The sequence below is a fragment of the Paenibacillus sp. GYB004 genome (assembly GCF_036577605.1).
In the GTDB taxonomy this organism is placed as follows: domain Bacteria; phylum Bacillota; class Bacilli; order Paenibacillales; family NBRC-103111; genus Paenibacillus_AB; species Paenibacillus_AB oceani.
This window is the reverse complement of the sequence record NZ_JARBDB010000017.1, coordinates 15,477-36,420: the sequence shown is the minus strand read 5'-3', so window position 1 is coordinate 36,420 and position 20,944 is coordinate 15,477. Positions and strand designations below refer to the sequence as shown.

The window sequence follows — 20,944 nt, the reverse complement described above, 5'->3', positions numbered from 1 at the left end:
ACAAAATATTGAAAAGAAACGCCAGGACCGCTAAGTCCCGATCCATAACCGAAGCCCGTACAGGACCGCCAGATGGCCAGGGTAAAATCCGCGATAGAGCCATTTGTTCAGCTGTACCCGGCTATTCAGCTCCTGGGCGCACACGATCAGGAAAGTGCCGAATACGCTGAACAACTGGATCGCATAACCGAATCCGTATACGAGTACATGGGCGGCGTCCAGCAAGAAATGATAATGCACCAGCTGCCATTGCCTGAAATAACGGAACAGCAAGGCAATCATCACTCCGTAAAGTCCGTAGCTCATCGGAACCCAAAGAGCGATGCCGACAGCCCCGCCAACCAGAAGCAGCTTGAAGATGCCTTTTGCCCCGGAGTCGAGCGTGTACAGCACCCCCAGAGCCAACAATAGCGTAAAGATAACGTTAAGCTGCAACAGCTGCAGCGAGAGCGTGTACGGAAGCTGCGACAAAACGGCGAGTCCGAGCAATCTGAACGCGTACCTTTTTAAATTTCCCGTGTGCAAATACCCTTGAACTAAAAACCAGCCATACAGCGGAAACGCGATCCTTCCGATGACCCGAAACGCCGCAATATCCGGATAAAACACGATGCCGACATGATCCGCAAGCATGGTTATCATAGCGATGAACTGCAGCAGACTGGATCACCCGACTTTCGAAAAGGACGGTAGGGAAGCCGCGGCGCTGCCTGTCAGGACTTCAGCTTCGTCCAGGCTAATCCGCCGTTGAAGCTTCCCCGTTTCCCTTACAATAACATCCCCCGCCGGCAATGTTAAGACCTGATACCCCGATGCCTCCCCCGGTCTTCGTTTCCGGCGCTTTTATTTTTAATTATCCCCGGTCCAGCTTGCCGAACAAATCTTTGAATATCGGATCTCGATGGACGAAGTTTCGCATAGCGGATCAAAGGCCGCGACGAGTATGCGGCCATTGGAAGGCGTGCCCTTCCAGCCAAAAAAGGACCGCCCTAACCATAAGACGGTTAAAGGGGGTCCTCTTTTTTTACGTTTTGGTTACACACTACGCTAACGTGCGTGCTGCATCTGCATTTCCTGCTTCTGGTCTTTGTACTGCAGCTCGAACAGTTTGTAATAGTACCCTTTCAGGGCGAGCAGCTGATAATGGTTGCCGGTCTCACGCACTTTGCCTTTGTGCATGACGATGATCTGATCCGCATGCTGGATCGTGGACAGCCGGTGCGCTACGATCAGCGTCGTGCGGTTTTTGGAGATCGTCTTGAGCGCGTCCTGTACGACAAGCTCGGTCTCCGTATCGATATTCGAGGTCGCCTCGTCGAGAATGAGAATTTGCGGCCGGAATACGATCGCGCGGGCAAAGGACAGCAGCTGGCGCTGACCGAGCGACAGGTTGACGCCCCGCTCGCCCAGAGGGGTCGCGTAGCCGAGCGGCTGTTTGCGGATGAACTCATCCATATGCACCATCCGTGCGGCTTCCTTCACCTCTTCGTCGGTAATTCCCGCCTCGTTCAACCGGATGTTCGAGGCGATATCGCCGTTGAACAGGAAGACATCCTGCTGAACGACGCTGATCGCCCGGCGCAGCTGATCAAGCGGAAGATCGCGAATATCGACGCCGTCCAGCCGGATCGTTCCTTTCTGAATGTCGTAGAAACGGTTGATCAGCTGAATGATCGAGCTTTTGCCGGCCCCGGTCGCCCCGACGAACGCCACCGTCTGCCCCGGCCCGATCTTAAACGATACGTCCCGCAGCACCCATTCGCCTTCGTTGTAGGCAAACCAGACATGATCGAACTCGATCTCGCCGCGCACCTGCTTCGGCAAAGGCTTCGGCTCCTCTTTGTCCACGATCGACGGCTTCTCTCCGAGCAGCTCGAATATGCGTTCCGCTCCGACCATCGCCGTCTGAATCTGATTGTACTTCTCCGCAAGGCTCATCAGCGGGTTGAAAAATTGCCGGACATAATGAGTAAAAGCATATACGATCCCGAACGTAATCGCCCCGTCCAACACCGAGCCGCCCCCGTACCAGATCAGCAAAGCGATCGCGAGGTTGCCGACAAAGCCGACCGCCGGCTGGAAGACGGAGTTGATGACGGTATTGCGCATGCCCGCCTTGTAATGCTCCCCGTTCAGCTCGCGGAACTGCTCGAGCTGCCGCTCCTCCCGGACGAACAGCTGCGTAATCCGGATGCCGGACAAATTTTCGGCAAGGAAGGAGTTCAGCCGGGCGAGCAGAATGCGCATTTTCCGCTGCGCCTCGCGAACGACGATGCGGTACCAGACGGTCAAGGCAGCCAGAAGCGGGATGACGACGAGCATAAGACCCGTCAGTTTTACACTCATCTGCAGCATAATGATTAATATCCCGATCAGTACGATAAAATCTTTCACCAAGTTGACGATCACCTGCGAGTACAGCTGGTTGAGCGATTCCGTATCCTGCGTGACGCGGACGACGAGCCGCCCTACCGGGTTTCGGTCGAAAAACGTAGCCGACATTTTGCCCAAATGCTCGAACAGCTCGCCGCGGATGCGGTAAATGATATGCTGTCCGGTATATTGAAGCAGGTTCGTCTGTACATAGCTGAGCACGGCTCCTCCGATCACGGCGATCAGAAACAAAGCGCCCAGCATCAGGAAGCCGGTAAAGTCGCGGTCGCGGAACCCGGAGATCGTCGCGTCGTCCAGTAACACGGCTGGCAGTTGCACCCCTTCGCCAGTGAGACGGACCTCGCTTCCGCCGCCCTCGGCCGTCAGCTTCGCATTCGGAGCCACCCAGCCTTCGGCCAAGTACGACCCTTCTCCGACCTCCACGATCTGGACCTTCCGGAGCGCCTCGCCGCCGGCGGATGACGCCCCGGACTCGGCTGCAGCTGCATCCAGACGAACGTAGGCCGTCCCGTCGATGACGATCGGCTTGCCGTAGCTTTTCAACCGGTCCGCCTGTTCCGCTTCTACGGCGTACATCGGCTTATGAAGCCCGTTAATATGGTCGTCGATCGCCACTTTAATAATGTAAGGACGGGCCAGGTCGGTAACGACGATCAGAAAAGCAAGTGTAATGCACAGCGTAATCATCTTCCAGTGCGGAATCGCATAAGCGAGCATTTTCTTAAGAAGCTGCCCGTCCTTTATATCGACTGACGTTTTCTCTGCATGAATGCTCATCCGGCTTTCCCTCCTGAAGTAGCGCTCCGGACTTCGCCCTGCTCCGGCTGCTCCGATTCCCATTCATGCTTATGCAGCTCGACTGCCTCGTCGAGCAGCTGCTTGTGATACAGATCGGCATACAAGCCGTTGCGCTCCAGCAGCGATTCGTGCGTCCCGCGCTCGACGATGGCGCCTTCATCCAGAACGACGATCTGGTCGGCTGCCTGAACCGACGAGATGCGGTGTCCGATAATAATCGTCGTCCGTTCCTCCATCACCCCGTTCAGTCCCGACAAAATGCGGTCTTCCGTCTCCGTGTCGACTGCGGACAAGCTGTCGTCGAAGATGAGAATCGACGGCTTCTTGATGATCGCCCTCGCGATGCTGACACGCTGCCGCTGCCCGCCGGACAGCGAGATGCCGCGCTCGCCGAGCGCCGTCTGGAACTGGTTCGGAAATTCGATAATATTGTCGTACACCTGTGCCACCTTGGCCGCCTCCTCGATCTCTTCGTCGCGATAAGGCTTCGGGTCGAAACCGATGTTGTCCTTGATCGTGGTCGAGAACAAAAACTGGTCCTGCGGCACGATTCCGACATTGGCCCGGAGCACCTGAAGCGGAATTTCGTGAATATCCCGGCCGTCGATGAATACCGTTCCTTTCGGCGGATTGTACAGCCGGACGAGCAGATGGACGAGCGTGCTTTTGCCGCTCCCGACCCGGCCTACGATCGCAAGGCTGCTTCCTTTTGGCACGTTGAGCGAGATATTGCGCAGCGTGGCTTCGTGAGCTTCCGGGTAGCTGAACGACAAGTTGCGGATTTCGATATCGCCTGCGATCGCGGTGATCGAACGATCGGCGGCGGAATCGTCCGCTACGTCCGGCCGGGTGTTCAGAATCGCAAGCAGCCGGTTCTCGGACGCTTTGCCCCGCTGCATCGTATTGACGACCTTGCCCAAATTCTCGATCGGTCCCATCAGCAGGGACAAATACGAGTTAAACGCAACAAAATCCCCCAGCGTAATCCGGCCGCGCAGCACCATGATGCCGCCCAGCACAACGGATACGAGGAAGCTGATTCCGACTACGGCCGCGCTGAGCGCGCCGAACATCGAATTCGACCGGACCAGCTTGCGGTTCATGGAGACGGCGCGCTCATTGTCTTTGCGGAACAGCTGGTTCTGCTCCCGCTCTTGGACGAACGCCTTCACCACGCGGATGCCGGCTACGAACTCCTGCACCCGGCTCGTCAGATCGCCGATCGCTTCCTGAACGTTAGCCGATTCTTTCTGAATCCGCTGTCTGAACCGGTAAGCGAGAACGCTCAGCAGCGGCAGCGGCAGTAACGTGAACAGCGTCAGCAGCGGATCGATCGACGTGGCCATTGTAACGACCGTGATGGAGATCAGGACGCCCGCCTCCATCGTCTGAAAGACGCCGGATTGGGTAACCTCGCGGATGACGCTGACATCGCTGATCGCGTGCGACATCAGGTCTCCGACCCGACGGTTTTTGAAATATTGGGTCGACAGCGTCTCCCAATGCTTGAATAAGTCGTTGCGGATGCGCATATCCAGCAGGCGCGACAGCCGGAACAAATAAATACGCGAGGAAGAGCGGAGAATAGCGACTCCCAGACCCGCCAGCGCCATCCACATGGCGATCGTCAGCGCATGCTCGTAGGTTAGTTCCGACCGCTCCAGCTGGTCTGTGAACGTACCCAGCAGCATCGGGATGACGAGCTGCATCGCGCAAGAAATGGACAATAATGCAAAGCCGAATACATACGGAAAACGGTGCTCGCTGATGTGCTTCCAAATAATATGCTTCCTGCCCATCCTTGGTCCCCCTTGTTTTTCCTCTACTCCAGCGGTTCATGCGGATCTTTATAGTAAGCTTAACAAAATCTTCAAGAAGGAGACCATGGATATCCATGCTTTAAATAATGGACTATCCGATCATAATGAAGATAACGGGCAAATCAAGTATGGAGCGCTCACGTCCAAGGGAATGTTGCGGAGCGAACTTTCGTGATAAGAGCAGATTTGAGTTTGGCCCTAATATTGAAGCAACCTTCGCTAGGAGGAGGTAACAAGGTCGGGTTTGGCTACTTGCAGGGCCAACCGTCGTTAAGCGGAACGGACACGTTTATTGATTAGGGGATTCGACCTGGGTTGATTTCCACTTTTTAAAATTTGAACTCTTAGCAGCCGGGTTTCGTTCAATAGCGGGTAAATAGGACTAGTTTGCGAATTCGTGATTCATCTGGACCGATGCTGCCCAAATAGTGAGTAGATAAAAGTGGGGAGTTGCAACTCATATTGCCGATAGCGGGTAGATAAGAGCGGTTTGCACCCCTTTTTTCAGCTTCTATGCTTATAATCCGGCGTTTGGGGGAAATTAGGAGCTACCAACCGCTCTTATATTTGCTTTTAAACCCGTTTTGCAAGTAATAAGGGGTATAACCGCTTTTAACGGGGCGCTATCTTGCGCCGATGGGGAAGTGGCCGTGGAGAAGAGCCAAAAGTGGCATTGGGTGGGGACATTTGGAGAAGGGATTTAGGGAGAGCTTTTGGTGGGGCTCTTGATGGGGCTTTTGGCGGGGCTTTTGGCGGGGCTTTTGGCGGGGCTTTTGGCGGGGCTTTTGGTGGGGCTCTTGGTGGGGCTCTTGATGAGAGCTTTGGCGGGTGCTTTGGGCAGGGAGCTTGGGGCGGGGTGCTATTGGCGGGTGCTTTTGACGAGTACTTTGGTAAAGAGCTTTGGCGGGGACATTTCGAGGGGCATTTCGAGAGAGGGCATTGGAAGGGGGGGATACAAACTGAGGCGTTCGAGCCTGCCGGTCATTCGCCGTGTCGCCTTCCCGGCACCCGCCATACAATACGAGCGGGCATCCAACCTCCCGCAAACGTCCGTTTCAACTTGGTTGTCTCTGTATCAGATCGTCCGGCGAAAATGCCAAATATGCACCTTGGCCAAACCTCCGGGCACGAATTCGGCCAAACCGGACCATGCCGGATCGCCCATCCCCAGCCGCCTGGTCTTGAACGACCGATAACCGTCCTCATCGTAACCGCGCCACTGCTCAACGAACAGTCCGGGCTGATCCGACCCTTCATAAAGCTCGAACCGGGCGTCTCCGTCCGCAGCCGTCTTGATCCAGCTCATGTATGCGTCCCGCTTATCCGGGAACACTTTATATTCAATAAAAATAATATCCATAAAATCCCGCCCATTTCGTTTTATATTTTTTATTTTAACGCCAGTCGTGTTATGATAACAAGGAAGACCGATGAGGAGGAGACATCTTTTGGATACTGGAACGCATCTGGTAGTCGGACTCGGTTTGGCCGGATTGGCCTATGTGGATCCCGCAGTCGCATCTGACTCCGCTTTGGCTACCGCCGTATTGATCGGAACCGTGCTTGGCTCTCAGGCACCCGACCTGGACGGGCTGCTGCGCTTCCGCAGCAACGCGTCGTACATTCGCAACCATCGCGGAAAATCACACAGTCTGCCCGCCGTCGCCATCTGGACCGCCTTGATTACGCTTATGCTAGCCGTCTTGTTTAGGGGCGTTTCCGTACCGCACCTCGCTCTATGGGTGTTTATCGCCGTAGCGTTTCACGTGTTCAGCGATTTGTTCAACACTTACGGTACACAAGCATTCCGACCCATTACGGAAAAGTGGATATCATGGAACATTATTCACATTTTCGATCCGGTCATCTTCTCGTCCCATTTGATCGCGATATTTATGTGGTCGGTTCATATGGCCCCGCCCGCTCAAATTTTTACGGTACTTTACGGATTGCTGGCTCTGTATTATGTATGGAGGACGATCGTACATTTCGGCGTGGCCAGGCGGCTTAAGCTGCAGGACCCTCAGTACGCTCCGACGCACCGGTACATTTTAATACCGACGATCCATCTGTACGCATGGAACGTGGTGAAAGAGACAGAGCCGAATCATTACACGATCGGCGAATTCCGCAACAACAAGCTTCGCTGGGTCGACAAAGTCCGCTGTCACGATCATGCGGCGATCGACGCAACCAAGAGCCATCCGGACGTAGCCGCGTTTCTGTACTTCACCTCTACGGCTTGCGCCGAAGTGAAGGAACATTCCTGGGGTTATGAGGTCCGATGGACCGACGTCCGCTACCGCCACCGCAAGCAATACCCGTTCGTAGCCGTCGTATTGATGGATAAAGAGCTTCGCGCGATCGACTCGTATGTAGGATGGCGCAGCGAAGGACGTGTCGAGAAGAAGCTGAAGATCAGCACGTATAACCCTTAAGCACACACCGGTCCGGAATATCGGGCATGTCGGCCCCTTATCCTATGCTGGTAAAAGAAGTTCCGGCGCGGGCTCCAGTAGAACTGCGAAGTTGTATCGTTTCAGGAAAAAAAGCGCTCGCAGCGCTTCTTTTTCTTGTTGGCGATATTTTCGGGTATACATGCGTGATGCCGTGTCCGGTATCGCTTCCCTAATCAATAGGAAAGCTCAAGGGACTCGGTCCCTTGAGCTTGTTCAACGCTTATGCGAGGCTGATCCGGCGATTAGCGTGCGCCGCCGGACAGTTGTTGCTCGGCGATTTGCACCAGACGGCGGGTAATATGTCCTCCGATCGCACCTGCGTCGCGAGTAGCCATGTAACCCATGTAACCGTCTTGCGGAATTTGAATGCCGAGCTCTTGAGCCACTTCATACTTCATTTGGTCCAGAGCTGCGTTTGCTTGAGGGACTACCAGAGAGTTGCTGCTGCGAGATTGACCTTTTGCCATAATAATGATGCGCTCCTTTCAATCTGCGTTCATGTTTGTAAAGGTGGTTTGCAAGCTTGCAAACTTATTATGTTACGTAGAACGAAATATATGCGCGAGGTTTATAAAAAACTTTCGAAGTTTTTCCGGTGCGGAATCCCCCGTAGTCCGATCGCTTGTCCGGCTTCGGATTCGTAGGTTTACATGTACCGCTGTACGGTTTCGCAGTTCGAAAGCTTATAAGCTTCCGCCCGGGCCGCTGGTAAGCGTCCCATTGCTTTAACCCTTTGCCGCTGTAATCCATACTCCTTTTCGTTCGAGCGCAAAGGCTGTACACTTAAAGTTCGAGTTCAAAAAGTCCGGTTTACAGCACCGAGAAGATGGGATGAAGCTTGGAAATGAGGAGCGGAGCGTAGTGAAAGCTACGTGAGCACCGGAAGTTCCCGCTGAATTCCATATTCGATGTCGAGTAGGCTTTCGGATCGGCTTCGTGATCAAAAGTGGATTTTTTGAACAACCTCTTAAAGAAGAAACGGGGTGAAAGCATGAGTCGCACACTCGCTTTGCTGTTCGCTTTTGTCGGTACGCTCCTGCTGGTCGGCATAGGCGCCGCTCTCAGCTATCGCAGCCTGCTCGGCGCGCTGCTCCTGGCTGTTGTCTCCGTCGCCTTTATCGGCTGGGGCTTCGTCCTCAAAGCCAAACTTCGCCGCAAAAACGAAGCCCGGGCGGATTCAAGCGCGGAACCTAAAAAACCGTAACCGATGAAAGATCGGCTACGGTTTTTTTTCGAATCCGGCATACGTGTCGGGCCAAGCTCAATCTTTTCCGCCCCCAAGCAAAACTACCGTTTACGCAAGGACATTCGTTATGGAAAAGGGTTCGTTTAGCCGCCTAGAACCTATTTAGTTGAATCCAGCATCGCTTACCGTTTATGGCTTCACGAAGCCCATCTTCTCTTTAACGCCTCTTAACGTCTCGTTCGCGATAACCGATGCCTGCTCGGCGCCTTGACGCAAAATCGTTCTCAGCTCGCCGGAGCTGCGGATGTCGCGATAACGCTGCTGCAGTGGCTCAAGTGCGCCTACGACCGCCTCAGCCAAATCTTTTTTGAACGGTCCGTATCCGAGTCCGTCGTATTTCGCTTCAATCTCGGCGATACTTAGATCGGCACAATGCGAATAGATGCTCATCAAGTTGCTCACTTCCGGCTTATTCGCCGGATCGTACTTGATTTCCCGCCCGGAGTCGGTTACGGCCCGGCTGATTTTTTTGCGGATCACGTCCGGTTCGTCGAGCAGGGCGATTGAGCTTCCCGGATTCGGGTTGCTCTTGCTCATCTTCTTGGACGCATCGTCCAGCGACATGATGCGGGCGCCCACCTGCGGAATGTACGGCTCCGGTACGATGAACTGCTCGCCGAACCGGTTGTTGAACCGGTGGGCCAGGTCCCGTGTAATCTCGAGATGCTGCTTCTGGTCGTCTCCTACCGGTACGAGATCCGCGTTGTACAGCAAAATGTCGGCAGCCATCAGCGCAGGATAGGTGAACAGGCCGGCCCCTACCGATTCTTTGCCTTCCGACTTGTCCTTGAACTGGGTCATCCGTTCAAGCTCGCCCATATACACAAGCGTCGTCATCAGCCAGCCAAGCTCGGCATGGGCGGAGACGTGGGATTGCAGGAACACGCTCGCCTTCGCCGGATCGATCCCTGCCGCCAGGAACAGAGCCGCTACCGTTTCGGTTTGCTCATGCAGAGCGGCCGGTTCCTGAGGAACCGTGATCGCATGCAGATCTACGACCATAAAATAACATTGATGATCATGCTGCAGCTTTACAAAGTTTTTCATCGCGCCAATATAATTGCCAAGCGTCAAATTACCGCTCGGCTGAATGCCGGACAATACGCGTTTCATTTGGAGCTCCTCCTTTTCGTCAGAAAAAACAAAAAACCCCCGCCGCAAGGGACGAGAGGTCGTGGTACCACCCTAATTCGTTTTACGTCCGGGCACAAGTCGCCTTCATACGTAAAACCTTAGACGTTCCGGTAACGGGGAACTGCCGTTCCGCCTACTCCAAGCGCCGCCTTAAGGCAACGTCCGTTTCGGCTTCATGCTCCAGGACCCATTCGGACGACGCTCCGCACCGGTTTTGCAGCACCAACCGGCTCTCTGCAGCGGGAAATCGTCATCCTACTTGCTCCTGTCATCGCTTGCTTCTTGCTTATTGCCTGCGGATTAGCGGGTTTCGCGGTGAAGAGTGTACTTCTTCAGGCGAGGGCAATATTTTTTCATCTCGATCCGTTGCGGATGAGTCTTCTTGTTCTTCGAAGTCGTGTAATTGCGATCACCGGATTCGGTGCACGCCAAAGTAACGATAACGCGCATCTTACGCACCTCCTTTTCTATCGAACGCCAAATAGCCCGCAAATCATGCGGAAAGGTCCGCTAATTTTCAACTATGACAGCATAACATCTATAATACCAGCAAAGCCACTCCCAGTCAATTACGGAAAAGCGCGGAGCGCTGCGCCCGCTCGCCTTCTTTCCCCTTGTCCGCCAGCTCAAAAAAACGTATAGTCGAAGCATGATTGAAAAGAAAGGCAGGCATGTTGCCATGCACAACGAAAACCGCTCGGTCGAGGAGCACCGCAAGGAAGCGCCGTCCACCGTCCGCTGCTTGATCATCACCGTATCGGATACGCGCACCGCGGACACGGACACAAGCGGACAACTGATGCGTTCGCTGCTGGAAGAAGGAGGATACGAGGTCGTCGGCTACCGGATCGTTAAGGACGAATACGAGCCCATCCGCGAGCTCGTGCGCCAAGCTGCGGAAGACGTTAACGTCGAGGCGGTTCTGCTTAACGGCGGCACCGGAATCGCAATGCGGGACACGACCTACGAAGCGGTACGGGATACGCTGGATAAGGAGATGCCGGGCTTCGGCGAAATATTCCGGTATTTAAGCTATGCGGAGGATATCGGACCTGCCGCGATCTTAAGCCGGGCCGTGGCCGGCGTCTGCGGCAACACCGCCATCTTTTCGATGCCGGGCTCTTCCGGCGCGGTACGGCTCGCGATGACCCGAATCGTCGTTCCCGAGCTGGGGCATGTGATGCGGGAAATTTACAAGGACCGCAAGTAAACCTGGCCTCTCAGCTTCAGACCGCAGACGGGCAGGCAGCCCAGCGGTATTCTTGCACATGGCGGTTGATTACCTTATGAAAAGCCAGGCACGGCGCGCAGGGAGCTGCGCCCATCGCAGTTGCCGGACTAGTTGCCGGACAAGCCCGGCAACATGCCAGAACGGTGTGCCGCTGCATCAAGGTCAGTCAGTTAACCGCCAGTACGGCACACGGCCTTGTAACCATATCCGCAAGTGCCTTGAACCTCCTGACCGCTTTCGCGGTTTCGAGGTTCTTTGCTATTGGACCAAGCTAATCCGTCTCGCCTCCCTCATTAGGAAAACGAAAAGCTTTTCCGATTAGCGGTTTACCCGATTTCACTTTTTAAACAGTAACATTTACGAATAAATCGTGATATACTGGAAAAAACATGTCCTAACCGGCCGCTCGTCCGCATACGTTTATACTGTTTCTGCCGCAGCCCATAAGACGAAATGAAAGCACCTTTGCAGGCGAATCCCTTGCACGCAAAGCTGCCTTTCGAAAGCAATTTTTGATTTCGTAAAACTCATGCACATGCTTTCGAAGCAAGTTTTACTTCACAAAACTCAGCCCATGGTTTCGAAGTTAAGTTTTACTTCGTAAAACGCTGCCTATGCTTTCAAAGTTAAGTTTTACTTCGTAAAACTCTGCCTATGCTTTCGAAGTTAAGTTTTACTTCGTAAAACTCTGAGGAGGAATTCCCATTGCAAACGCTGCTGCGCAGAGGACCGCTCCTGGCCGGACTGGCTTGCCTCGTCCTGTTAACGCTGATCGCAACCCGCAAACCGCTGCCCGATTTGTCGGTCCTTACCGCTTTTCCGTGGGCCAACTTCAAAACGATTTTTATCAGCATCCTTCTGGAAGCGATCCCGTTCGTCCTCCTGGGCGTCTTGTTCTCGGCGCTTCTCCAGGTGTTCGTCTCCGAACAGACGATCCGCCGCTGGACTCCGCGCAATCCGGTGCTTGGCGTCGTCTTCGCCTGCACGCTCGGCCTCATCTTTCCGCTTTGCGAATGCGGCATGATCCCGATCGTGCGCAGGCTGATGCGCAAAGGAATGCCCGTCTACATAGCCGTTACGTTCATCTTGGCCGGACCAGTCCTGAATCCGGTCGTGTACGCTTCCACCTACATGGCTTTCCGCTCCAGGCCCGAGATGGCCTATTCCCGAATGGGGCTCGCCTTTGTCGTAGCGGCCGCGATCGGCCTGTACATCTATGCGTTCGTCAAACGGAATCCGCTTCGCGGGGAACCCGGGCTTCATGCTGCGCCTTCCACTACCTTGCAACCGGGGAGTGGAAACTCCGGTCGTCTTCTACCTCTGATCCGGACGCCGCGTCACGAACATGCAGTCGGCCGTCACCATCAACATCACCATGGTCACAAGCATGAACATCACGATCATCACGATCACCACCATCATGACCACAGCCATGCCGGAGCTCCGCGCAAAACGAACCGGCTGCTGTCGACGCTCAGCCATGCCTCCGACGAGTTTTTCGAGATGGGCAAATATTTAATATTTGGAGCGATGCTTACCGGCATTATCCAGGCCGTCGTGGCAAGGGAAAGCCTTGTGGCCGTCGGACAGGGCGACTGGAGCTCCCACCTGTTTATGATGGGCTTCGCCTACGTGCTGTCGTTGTGCTCGACCTCCGACGCCTTCGTCGCCTCCTCGTTCGCCACGACCTTTACGTCCGGTTCGCTGCTGACGTTCCTTGTGTTCGGACCGATGATCGATTTGAAAAATACGCTGATGCTGATGTCCGTCTTCCGTATCCGGTTTATCCTGATGCTGACCGCGTTAGTAGCTGCCGTCGTCCTGATCGGCGCACGCGCGCTGGAGCTGCTTGTCTTATAAGGGCCTTATCTTACGTTCGAGGCGCTTACGGCCATTATGTCCGATTGGAGCTGATTCTCCCATATGAGTTACACCCGCGCCTGGGTTCATCCGACGATTAAAGCGCTGCTGCTGTTCGGCTTTGCCGCTTATATCGCTTATTTGGTCAAAACCGACCGGATATTGTATTACATCTCTCCTCGCATGGTGTTGTACGTGAAGCTGTCCGCCCTGGGGCTATACGCCGTCGGCGCGCATCAGTTGTACACCGCCTTGTCCGCCTATTGGAAACGTCGCGCCAGCTGCGACTGCGGTCACGATCATACACCCGGTTCTCCCTGGAAATCCGCTGTCGTGTACGGGATGTTCGCCTTCCCCTTGCTGCTCGGCTTTCTGATGCCCGACACGACGATGGGAAGCTCCCTTGCAGCCAAAAAAGGGATGAATCTGAACAGCGCGGCGACCATCAAAACCGCTTCTCCGCCGTCTGGCGCGCAGCCCGGTCCCGCTTCTCCCGAAGCTTCGCCGGCGGTCGAGCCGTCCAAGACCGAGTCCGTTCCGCCGCCAAAGCCCGCTCCCGCGGAGGAGGCCGCCTCGTCCGGCACCCGTACCCAAGCCGGCTCGCAACCGTCCCTTACGGACGCTGAGCTCGAGAAGCTGTTTCCGTTCGACATGTTTACGGAAGCGTTCGCGAAACATGCGCGCAAGCTGTACCCGTCCGGCCTGATCACTGTGCCCGAGGAGCTGTACATCGAGACACTGACGACACTGGACCTGTACGCCGACCAATTTACCGGCAAAAAGGTGAAGCTGAGCGGGTTCGTCTACCGGGACGAGACGATGAATGAACGGCAATTCGTCATCGCGCGGTTCTCCATCCAGTGCTGCTCGGCGGATGCCGCACCGTTCGGCGTCCTGGTCGAGTCCGACAAAGCGAACCTGTATGCAGCCGACCAATGGGTCGAGCTGACCGGCACGATCGGCAAAACCACGTTCGGCGGCTCCGAGCTGATGGTGATCCAAGCGGCCCAGCTGTCGAAAATCGAGGCGCCCAAGGAGCAGTACGTCTACCCCAACTTCGACTTCGGTGCGTAGCCGCAGGCAGTATGGCTCCCCGCCTCCGCAGCACGCAGGTTCGCTTTTTCCGGGAACGTGACACGCCCGGGGACATGCATCCAGCGATAGCCACACGCTGGCCCCCGCAACTACGACTTCTGGTCGTAGTTTTTCTTTTGCGCATCAGCCGGCCCGGGGAAATGACGAATGACAGCGCAGGTTCCGTTTGCTACAATGGAAAGCGTGAATTCCGATCCGCAAAGGAGCATCGAACCATGGCTACAGTCGAGCAAAAGCAGTGGGACCAGACAGAGGTATATGTACTGGAAAACAGTAATTTTTCGTTATCGATCATCCCCGAAATCGGCAGCAACGCTTACCGGCTGTGGGACCGCATTGCAGAACGCGACGTCGTGCGCGTACCGGAAAGCGCAGCCCGCCTCCGCGAGAAATCGGTTCACTACGGCATCCCGGTCCTGTTCCCGCCTAGCCGGGTACGCAACGCGACGTTTCCGTTTAACGGCAAAACGTACGAGCTGGAGAAAAATACGCCGGACGGTCACCATATCCACGGCATGGCGCGGCACCGGCCTTGGCGGGTCGTGGACACGCACGCCGAGGGGGATGCGGCTTCGGTCACAACCGAATTCCGGACATCCGATTTCCCCGAGCTGGCTTCGCAGTATCCTCACGATATGACGGTGAACCTGCGGACGGAGATTAACGGTTCGACCCTTACGCAAACGTTCTCGTTCCGCAACGACAGCACGGAGCCCGCTCCATTCGGCTTTGGACTGCATACGTGGTTTTTGCTTGACGGTCAGCCTGAGGCCTGGACGCTGAAAATGCCGGTGACGGACATCTGGGAGCTGAACGAGAAGCTGCTCGCCACAGGGAACCGCCTGCCGCTCGGCCGGTACGAAACGCTGAACGACGGGATGAATTTGCAGGGGCAGGATATGGACATGGCGTTCCGGATCGGCGACAAGCCTTCGGCCGCCGTATTGTCGAAGCCCGGCTATACGATCCGTTATAGCGGCAACGAACCGTTCACCCAATGGGTCGTCTATACGATGGGCGAAACCAAAGAGATCATTTGCCTGGAGCCGCTTACCTGGACGCCGGACGCGCCGAATCTGGAAGCCGGTCCGGAGCTTACGGGCATGCGCGCTGTTGAGCCGGGACAGACGCTGGAACTTGTAGTCGTATTGGAAATAGAACGAGGTTAAGGAGAGAGATCAGGAGATGAGCTTGTCAGCAGCGGTGATTGGCACCGTGTTTATCGATTGCAAAGGATTTGCCCGGGATTCTTACATTCCGACTGGAAGAAACCTCGGCTCGATTCAATTCGTGCATGGAGGCGTCGGAAGAAACGTAGCCGAGAATTTGGCGAGAATGGGCGTACCGACCCGTTTCGTATCGTCGGTCGACGCGGCCGGTCTCGGCCAGGAGGTGCTGCTGCGCCTTCGCCGCACGAATACGGACACGCAATATGTAGCGGAAGCGGAACGCGAAGGCATGGGCATGTGGCTCGCCGTTCTGGATCAGGCGGGAGATCTCGCCGGCTCCATCTCGCAAATGCCCGATTTGTCGGCGATGGAACAGATGATATCGCAGCGCGGAGACGAGATCGTGCGCGCGTCCTCGCATATTATGCTCGAACTGGATTTGAACGCGAACATTTCCAGAACCGTGCTCAAGCTCGCGAAGGAGCATGGGAAGCCCGTGTACGGCATTCCCGGCAACCTCGACGTTGTGATGAGCCATCCCGAGCTGATGAGCGGGCTCGCCTGCTTTATCTGCAACCATGTGGAGGCGGAGCGTCTGCTCGGAACCCCGGTTCATAAGCTCGACGAAAGCGGTCAGCGCGATGCGATGCTCGGCTATATGCGACAAAGCGGTCTCGCTTCGCTCGTCGTCACGCTTGGTGCGGAAGGCTCGCTGTATGCGGTTGCCGAAAGCGGCGAGTTCGGGAAGCAGTCTGCGTTTCCGGTGAACGTGCAGGATACGAGCGGCGCGGGTGACGCCTTCTTCTCCGGAACGGCGATGGGACTGATGCGCGGGCTGGCTCTGAAAGACGCGGTCGTATGCGGCACGAAGGTGGCCGGCTGGACGATCGAATCGCCGGAGAACAACTGCCTGCAGCTCGATTCGCTGATGCAGAAGGACGAGATCATTCAGTCGCTGCTGGTTAAATAAATCCGGGTAAGCTCGCAGGCCCGGAACTGAATATCGGCATATGCCGTCAGCCCTTCCAAGAGCGCCGCAGGTCAAAGGACCGGGCGTTCTTCTTCATTCCGGCGTATGTTCTGCCCAGGCTTCCATCTTCCTGCAATCCTCCGCGCTTTTCAAACGTTCCACCAGTTCGCGCACGACCGGCAGCGTATCGGGGAAATAAGGCCGGTAATCCAGCTCGCTTGTATAGGCGAGGAACCGCTCCCCCAGCTCGAGCAACTGCTCGCGGCACTGCGCGGCCGCTACGACGAACGATTCCTGCTCGCGGCAAGTACCGTCCTGCGATTCTTCAAGCAGCGTCCACTCCGCCTTTCCATTGCCGAGATGGTTCACCCGGAACGAATGAACCCTGCACTCGGGGTCGCCGCAGCCGCATACGAAAAACGGCATCCGTTTCCACTCCTGCGCCGAAGCGAAACGGTTCGGTTCCGTACTCTCCAAGCCGCTTAACAGAAGCGCGGGAAGTCCTACATCCAGACAAAGCGGCTCCTCAATCAGCAGTTCCCCGTCGATCGACAGCCTAACGTCCGCTTGAATAATTTGCAGCCCTTTATCGAACGACATCCGGCCCACCTTCAGTTCGAACACGGTTATTCCCCCTTTTCTCCACTTTTCCCGGAATTACTTTCCTTGTCCGGCATACCGGATTTGTAGAACGCGGATGAATTGGACCTATTTTCCAGTTTCGGACATGAGTATTCCTTATTTTTCTGCTCATACTACTAGTACAAATTTAGAGCGAAGATATGGCTTGAAGACAGGAATTGGCCGCCTGGCGGCGCATTTTCATCCTAATCAGACAGCTCTGAAATTGTACTAGCTATCAACGGAGGTGATATAGATGGCACAAGGACAAAACCGTTCCAGCAACTCGCTGGTAGTCCCTCAAGCGAATGCGGCTCTGGACCAAATGAAATATGAAGTGGCTCAAGAGCTCGGCATTCAAATCCCGCAAGACGGATACATGGGGTACATGGCTACCCGTGATGCAGGAGCAATCGGAGGCAATATCACTCGTCGTCTGGTTCAAATCGCTGAGCAGCAATTGAGCGGCGGGTTCTCCCGTTAATCGCATTCGTACCGAACACCCGGTTATTCGCTGGACAACCAGCTGATGCCGGGTTTTATTCATTTCCGGTTGTCCGGACGGGTCCGGGTTAACCAGCATTTTGTTCCATTATATCACGATAGACACCACATTAGGCCGCAAGTTCGAGTATAGGCAAAAAAGAACAGGCACGTCCTCGCACGGAAGACTCTGCCTGTCCTACCCGATTATTTGTATCCTCGGTTGGCCTATTCTGCTCTCTTCCCGCTTCGCTCCGCCGCCGCGCTAAGTGGCCGATCTCAGCTCCTCCAGATGCTCAAGCGCCCTTTGAACGAACAGATCCCCGGTCTCCTCCTGCAGCCGGTTCATCGAGGTGATCCGTGGTTCATACCCTCCGAGCCGGTAAGACTCGGGCGTGCACACATACGTTCCGGCAAACCCGTTGCACAGCTCGTTAATGAGCGTCTGCCCGTATGGAGAGCGAGCCTTGATCTCCAGCCCGAACTCGACGAAAATTTCCGCAGGCAGGCCGACGATGGCCAGCTCGCCGATCGTAATCGCCTGTATTTCCGCTTCCGTGGAACCTTCGCCGCGTCTGGCCGCTTCCAGCAGCTCCTTGGCGAAATTCCGCTCCACATGTCCTTCAGGCAGCCGGTCGAGCGCCTCATGCGCAGCTTGAATCTGCTCTTGCGTCGGTTGACGGTATTGCAGCTTCACAGCCGAGTGCCGTTCGCCGATTTTGATTTCGCCGAATGTATCAATTTTCTCCCGGACCTTCAGCACTTCGCCCGCCAAAATGCGTCCCATCTTGATATAATGCCGCGACGGCTTGGCATAATCCTCGATCCGGCCGTTCATCACGTTGTAATGATTAATATTACCGCTCGTTCCCATCATAAACAGGCTGACTGTCTGCTCGCCCAGCGCCTTCTTCAGCATAACCGAGAGCTCGCCCGGGAAGTCGGCGCAATAATCGGTCCCCCCGACCGTGTCGGTATGGACGGCATAATTCGTAATGACCGCCATCGCCCGTCCTTGCGCGTCGTCGATCCGAACGACGCCGACCTCGGGATCGATCGGACCTGCGGGGCGGTCCACTTCCGGATTGCGCAAGCCCGGATTGGTCCTGAGCGTGCCGTCCTTCATAAAGAACCGCCGATGGAAGGCGATATCCGCCTCATGCCCCGACCCGAAGCCGATTCGCGCTTCACGGCGTCTGTTATACGCGAGTATGACCGTATCGGCCGCTTTGTCCGCCAGCCATTCCAGGTAAGATTCATCCGCCTCCAGAAACGTTGTCGACACGACAGCCGGTCCGGTATGCGTATGCGTCGCCGAAACCATTACGCGATCAGGCGGTATAGCCGTAAATTGGGCGACTCTCTCCCGAATTCGTCTGACTACCCCCGTCGGCACCAAAATGGTGTCCAGCCCGACAAATGCGACAGCGCTTCCATCCGCTTCGGCGACGATCGCTTTCGCGTACAGTCTGTCCAGAATCCCCGTCGACTTCCGGTCGGCAAAATAGCCGGGAATCGTACTTCCAAGCGCCGGTGTAATGTCTGTTTCACTCACTCCGCACAGCAGCACAGCGTTCACTCCCTATTTTAATAAACGTTAGACTTCAGCCCTATCATATACACAGCCGATACCAAAAAGCTTTAGCCGAATGGACAGGAAATTTGTACTTTTGAGCAAAATTCGGCTGTGCACGGGCAATTGAAATAAAGCCGCTCCCCGCCGCCGGGGCGGTCGCTGGAACAGCTCTATTTCGGATTAGCGGCAGGCTTATGCTGCCCCCTGTACCACTTTACGCCTTCAACCAAGCATACAGCATATCCGCCATCTGCTGATACCCTTCAACCGCCGGATGAACGCCGTTGGATTGAATGATCTCGCTCCGGGGATTGCGCGCGTTGCCCCGGACCGATTCGGTCGGCATATTGCGGACACCGTCCAGGTTTACATGCATTGGGATGAGTTCGATCCCGGCGCGGCCGGAGAAACGTGCCAGCAGCTCCCGGTTCCACTGGAACCATTTGCGTTTATACTTCCGGCGGCTATGAATCGCGCCGTAGCTTCTGCCGAAGCTGTCCTGTGTGCGCGACGGCGGAATAACGAGCATCATGCCGATACGGATGCCCGGATCGTACTTCCCTATATCCGCAATGATCGCTTCCAGCAGCGTCATGTTCTTCACGAGGAACGGCTCCATCGGCCCTTCTTCCTGAAAGTGGAACACATCGTTGATCCCCAAATGGATGCAGACGTCGTCCAGACCCGGCCTGCCGTTTGTCTCCATATACCGGGTGAAGTCGAAGGTCCCCCCGTCAAAAAGGAACGGGCTCTCCGGATGCTCCCAGTAATCCTTCACCTTCCAGCCGCCCCGGCCCTCATGGACATTGGGCGCCGTCCCCCGGGTGCCGACCAGCGTCAGATCGGCCGGGTCTCCCGAGAACAAACGCAGCAGCTCCGCCGTATATTGACCGGCCCCCGTCGTGCTGTCGCCGATAAACATAACGCGCCGATGGCTCCCGGCTCCCGCATCGGCCGCTTTCACCCGGACGATCGTGCTTCCCCTATCAAGCCTCTCGCCTTCCTCCGAGTACACTTCCACCGTAAGCGGATAATCTCCCGGCTCCTCCGGCACGCACGTCCACCCTTCATTCCGGTGACGGCCGATCGGGGCATTCACATCAAAATCATACCGGGTCGCTTCCCCGCAAATCAAATTATCGAAATACACGTTCACTTCATGACCGACGACAGCCGGAATAACCGGCGGCATAAGCAATTCATACGGCCGCAGCAACATGCGAACGACTCCTCTCCGATCCGAAATCCGGGTCCGCCCTTACAGCCCGGCTACGAAAGGCTCCAATACCGCCATCGCTTTTTTCTGCATCGCGCTCGATACTCCGTAGAAGAAACCGTGCTGGGCGTCTGCAAAATAAACGACCTCGGACGATCCGCCGAGCTCCTGAATCCGCTTGCTCATCCGGTACACATACTCGTGAGGGAAATATTTCTCGTGCTCGACGACCAGGAACAGAAAGTCCGGCCCGCCCGCCTTCACATACCGGTCCGGCGAAGCGAGGGCAAACTTGTCGGTCGCATCGCCATAGGAAGCGCCGATCACTTTCTCGATGCTCGTCTTGATCTCCTCGTTCATATCCGGCCATAATTCAAGCGTCCCGGGACCGTTGATCGATACGCACGCATCCGGCTTCCGCCAAGGCCCCTGCAGGCGAAGCGACGCTCCTGCACTTACCGCCTCTTCCGGCTCCATCTGAGCGAGCAGCGACGCCAGATGGGCCCCGGCGGAACTGCCCAGCACGACGATCTTCCGGATCTCAGCGCCAGACTGCTCCAGATAACGGATAAACCGGTCGTAGCCGTCCATAACGTCCGCCAGCTGCTCGTGCCATTTGGCGCCCGGAGCGAGCCGGTAGCCTACGCTTGCGCACCAGTAGCCGAGCTTGGAGAAGTGCTCCAGATGCGGGTGAAACGCATCCCGGGCTCCCGCGCTCCAGCCGCCGCCGTGCACGTAAAACAGCGCCGTGTCCTTTACCGCTCCTTCGGGTTTCACAATGTCCGTAGCCCGTTTGACCACGATCGGATCGTCGTGATACAGCGTGATTAACTCCATCGGTCTTCCATCCCCTTCAATTTCCAGATCTGCAA

19 protein-coding genes and 1 other annotated feature are annotated in these 20,944 nt (G+C 55.8%); of the genes, 8 read left to right on the top strand and 11 right to left on the bottom strand.

What is annotated here, in order from left to right; translation table 11 throughout:
- Window positions 1–30: 30 nt before the first annotated feature.
- The 4 genes from PV433_RS09535 to PV433_RS09520 all read right to left on the bottom strand — a co-directional run bounded on the left by PV433_RS09535 (window position 31) and on the right by PV433_RS09520 (window position 6,372).
- The gene (locus PV433_RS09535; RefSeq protein ID WP_332072051.1) at window positions 31–657 is read right to left on the bottom strand and encodes a TraX family protein; all 627 of its coding nucleotides are present in this window, start codon (window positions 655–657) and stop codon (window positions 31–33) included.
- A 390-nt stretch (window positions 658–1,047) separates the two neighbouring features.
- On the bottom strand, window positions 1,048–3,171 hold the full coding sequence (locus PV433_RS09530; protein WP_332071916.1) for an ABC transporter ATP-binding protein: 2,124 nt from the start codon (window positions 3,169–3,171) through the stop codon (window positions 1,048–1,050).
- Window positions 3,168–4,991 (bottom strand): ABC transporter ATP-binding protein, encoded by a 1,824-nt coding sequence (locus PV433_RS09525; protein ID WP_332071915.1) that lies wholly within the window; start codon window positions 4,989–4,991, stop codon window positions 3,168–3,170. The genes PV433_RS09530 and PV433_RS09525 overlap by 4 nt, the downstream gene beginning before the upstream one ends.
- A gap of 1,096 nt (window positions 4,992–6,087) precedes the next feature.
- Entirely contained in the window at window positions 6,088–6,372 is a 285-nt protein-coding gene (locus tag PV433_RS09520; protein ID WP_332071914.1) for a hypothetical protein, read from the bottom strand.
- Window positions 6,373–6,460: 88 nt separating this feature from the next.
- Between PV433_RS09520 and PV433_RS09515 the strand changes: the two genes are divergently transcribed.
- Window positions 6,461–7,450 carry a metal-dependent hydrolase gene (locus tag PV433_RS09515; protein ID WP_190925703.1) on the top strand — a complete coding sequence of 330 codons (990 nt, stop codon included), beginning with the start codon at window positions 6,461–6,463 and terminating at the stop codon, window positions 7,448–7,450.
- A gap of 263 nt (window positions 7,451–7,713) precedes the next feature.
- On the opposite strand, the gene PV433_RS09510 is transcribed toward PV433_RS09515, so the two are convergent.
- Window positions 7,714–7,938 (bottom strand): alpha/beta-type small acid-soluble spore protein, encoded by a 225-nt coding sequence (locus PV433_RS09510; RefSeq protein WP_190925705.1) that lies wholly within the window; start codon window positions 7,936–7,938, stop codon window positions 7,714–7,716.
- A 524-nt stretch (window positions 7,939–8,462) separates the two neighbouring features.
- Here PV433_RS09510 and PV433_RS09505 point away from each other — a divergent pair.
- Entirely contained in the window at window positions 8,463–8,675 is a 213-nt protein-coding gene (locus PV433_RS09505) for a DUF5325 family protein (RefSeq protein WP_332071913.1), read from the top strand.
- 171 nt (window positions 8,676–8,846) lie between these two features.
- Here PV433_RS09505 and trpS read toward each other — a convergent pair whose 3' ends face one another.
- Both trpS and rpmG read right to left on the bottom strand, forming a co-directional pair.
- Window positions 8,847–9,830: a tryptophan--tRNA ligase gene (gene trpS / locus PV433_RS09500; RefSeq protein ID WP_332071912.1), complete on the bottom strand. Its 984-nt coding sequence runs from the start codon at window positions 9,828–9,830 to the stop codon at window positions 8,847–8,849.
- A gap of 44 nt (window positions 9,831–9,874) precedes the next feature.
- Window positions 9,875–10,132: a binding site (T-box leader), on the bottom strand.
- 19 nt (window positions 10,133–10,151) lie between these two features.
- On the bottom strand, window positions 10,152–10,301 hold the full coding sequence (gene rpmG, locus PV433_RS09495) for a 50S ribosomal protein L33 (RefSeq protein ID WP_120751850.1): 150 nt from the start codon (window positions 10,299–10,301) through the stop codon (window positions 10,152–10,154).
- 229 nt (window positions 10,302–10,530) lie between these two features.
- Here rpmG and PV433_RS09490 point away from each other — a divergent pair, with 229 nt between their 5' ends.
- The 5 genes from PV433_RS09490 (at window position 10,531) to PV433_RS09470 (ending at window position 16,176) form a co-directional block, all read left to right on the top strand.
- Window positions 10,531–11,061, top strand: coding sequence for a MogA/MoaB family molybdenum cofactor biosynthesis protein (locus tag PV433_RS09490; RefSeq protein WP_332071911.1), 531 nt, complete (start codon window positions 10,531–10,533; stop codon window positions 11,059–11,061).
- Window positions 11,062–11,787: 726 nt separating this feature from the next.
- Entirely contained in the window at window positions 11,788–12,942 is a 1,155-nt protein-coding gene (locus PV433_RS09485; RefSeq protein WP_332071910.1) for a permease, read from the top strand.
- Between the two features lie 63 nt (window positions 12,943–13,005).
- Complete coding sequence (locus PV433_RS09480) at window positions 13,006–14,016, top strand: TIGR03943 family putative permease subunit (RefSeq protein ID WP_332071909.1); 1,011 nt, start codon at window positions 13,006–13,008, stop codon at window positions 14,014–14,016.
- Window positions 14,017–14,252: 236 nt separating this feature from the next.
- A complete protein-coding gene (locus tag PV433_RS09475) occupies window positions 14,253–15,206 on the top strand; it encodes an aldose 1-epimerase (RefSeq protein ID WP_332071908.1) in 954 nt (317 codons plus the stop codon).
- A gap of 16 nt (window positions 15,207–15,222) precedes the next feature.
- Window positions 15,223–16,176, top strand: a complete 954-nt coding sequence (locus tag PV433_RS09470; protein ID WP_332071907.1) for a carbohydrate kinase family protein — start codon at window positions 15,223–15,225, stop codon at window positions 16,174–16,176.
- Window positions 16,177–16,269: 93 nt separating this feature from the next.
- On the opposite strand, the gene PV433_RS09465 is transcribed toward PV433_RS09470, so the two are convergent.
- Window positions 16,270–16,800, bottom strand: coding sequence for a hypothetical protein (locus PV433_RS09465; protein WP_332071906.1), 531 nt, complete (start codon window positions 16,798–16,800; stop codon window positions 16,270–16,272).
- Window positions 16,801–17,053: 253 nt separating this feature from the next.
- Between PV433_RS09465 and PV433_RS09460 the strand changes: the two genes are divergently transcribed.
- Window positions 17,054–17,281, top strand: a complete 228-nt coding sequence (locus PV433_RS09460) for an alpha/beta-type small acid-soluble spore protein (RefSeq protein ID WP_332071905.1) — start codon at window positions 17,054–17,056, stop codon at window positions 17,279–17,281.
- A gap of 264 nt (window positions 17,282–17,545) precedes the next feature.
- Here PV433_RS09460 and PV433_RS09455 read toward each other — a convergent pair whose 3' ends face one another.
- From PV433_RS09455 to PV433_RS09445, 3 genes are all read right to left on the bottom strand, one after another.
- Window positions 17,546–18,850 carry a neutral/alkaline non-lysosomal ceramidase N-terminal domain-containing protein gene (locus PV433_RS09455; protein ID WP_332071904.1) on the bottom strand — a complete coding sequence of 435 codons (1,305 nt, stop codon included), beginning with the start codon at window positions 18,848–18,850 and terminating at the stop codon, window positions 17,546–17,548.
- Window positions 18,851–19,070: 220 nt separating this feature from the next.
- Window positions 19,071–20,075 carry an SGNH/GDSL hydrolase family protein gene (locus PV433_RS09450; protein ID WP_332071903.1) on the bottom strand — a complete coding sequence of 335 codons (1,005 nt, stop codon included), beginning with the start codon at window positions 20,073–20,075 and terminating at the stop codon, window positions 19,071–19,073.
- 39 nt (window positions 20,076–20,114) lie between these two features.
- The gene (locus PV433_RS09445) at window positions 20,115–20,909 is read right to left on the bottom strand and encodes an alpha/beta hydrolase (protein WP_332071902.1); all 795 of its coding nucleotides are present in this window, start codon (window positions 20,907–20,909) and stop codon (window positions 20,115–20,117) included.
- Between the last annotated feature and the right edge of the window lie 35 nt (window positions 20,910–20,944).

Excerpts from the sequence above, each read along its gene's own strand:
- PV433_RS09530 (WP_332071916.1), bottom strand. The coding sequence starts at position 3,171 with ATGAGCATTCATGCAGAGAAAACGTCAGTCGATATAAAGGACGGGCAG.
- PV433_RS09525 (WP_332071915.1), bottom strand. The coding sequence starts at position 4,991 with ATGGGCAGGAAGCATATTATTTGGAAGCACATCAGCGAGCACCGTTTT.
- PV433_RS09520 (WP_332071914.1), bottom strand. The coding sequence starts at position 6,372 with ATGGATATTATTTTTATTGAATATAAAGTGTTCCCGGATAAGCGGGAC.
- PV433_RS09510 (WP_190925705.1), bottom strand. The coding sequence starts at position 7,938 with ATGGCAAAAGGTCAATCTCGCAGCAGCAACTCTCTGGTAGTCCCTCAA.
- PV433_RS09505 (WP_332071913.1), top strand. The coding sequence starts at position 8,463 with ATGAGTCGCACACTCGCTTTGCTGTTCGCTTTTGTCGGTACGCTCCTG.
- trpS (WP_332071912.1), bottom strand. The coding sequence starts at position 9,830 with ATGAAACGCGTATTGTCCGGCATTCAGCCGAGCGGTAATTTGACGCTT.
- rpmG (WP_120751850.1), bottom strand. The coding sequence starts at position 10,301 with ATGCGCGTTATCGTTACTTTGGCGTGCACCGAATCCGGTGATCGCAAT.
- PV433_RS09490 (WP_332071911.1), top strand. The coding sequence starts at position 10,531 with ATGCACAACGAAAACCGCTCGGTCGAGGAGCACCGCAAGGAAGCGCCG.
- PV433_RS09480 (WP_332071909.1), top strand. The coding sequence starts at position 13,006 with ATGAGTTACACCCGCGCCTGGGTTCATCCGACGATTAAAGCGCTGCTG.
- PV433_RS09475 (WP_332071908.1), top strand. The coding sequence starts at position 14,253 with ATGGCTACAGTCGAGCAAAAGCAGTGGGACCAGACAGAGGTATATGTA.
- PV433_RS09470 (WP_332071907.1), top strand. The coding sequence starts at position 15,223 with ATGAGCTTGTCAGCAGCGGTGATTGGCACCGTGTTTATCGATTGCAAA.
- PV433_RS09460 (WP_332071905.1), top strand. The coding sequence starts at position 17,054 with ATGGCACAAGGACAAAACCGTTCCAGCAACTCGCTGGTAGTCCCTCAA.
- PV433_RS09450 (WP_332071903.1), bottom strand. The coding sequence starts at position 20,075 with ATGTTGCTGCGGCCGTATGAATTGCTTATGCCGCCGGTTATTCCGGCT.
- PV433_RS09445 (WP_332071902.1), bottom strand. The coding sequence starts at position 20,909 with ATGGAGTTAATCACGCTGTATCACGACGATCCGATCGTGGTCAAACGG.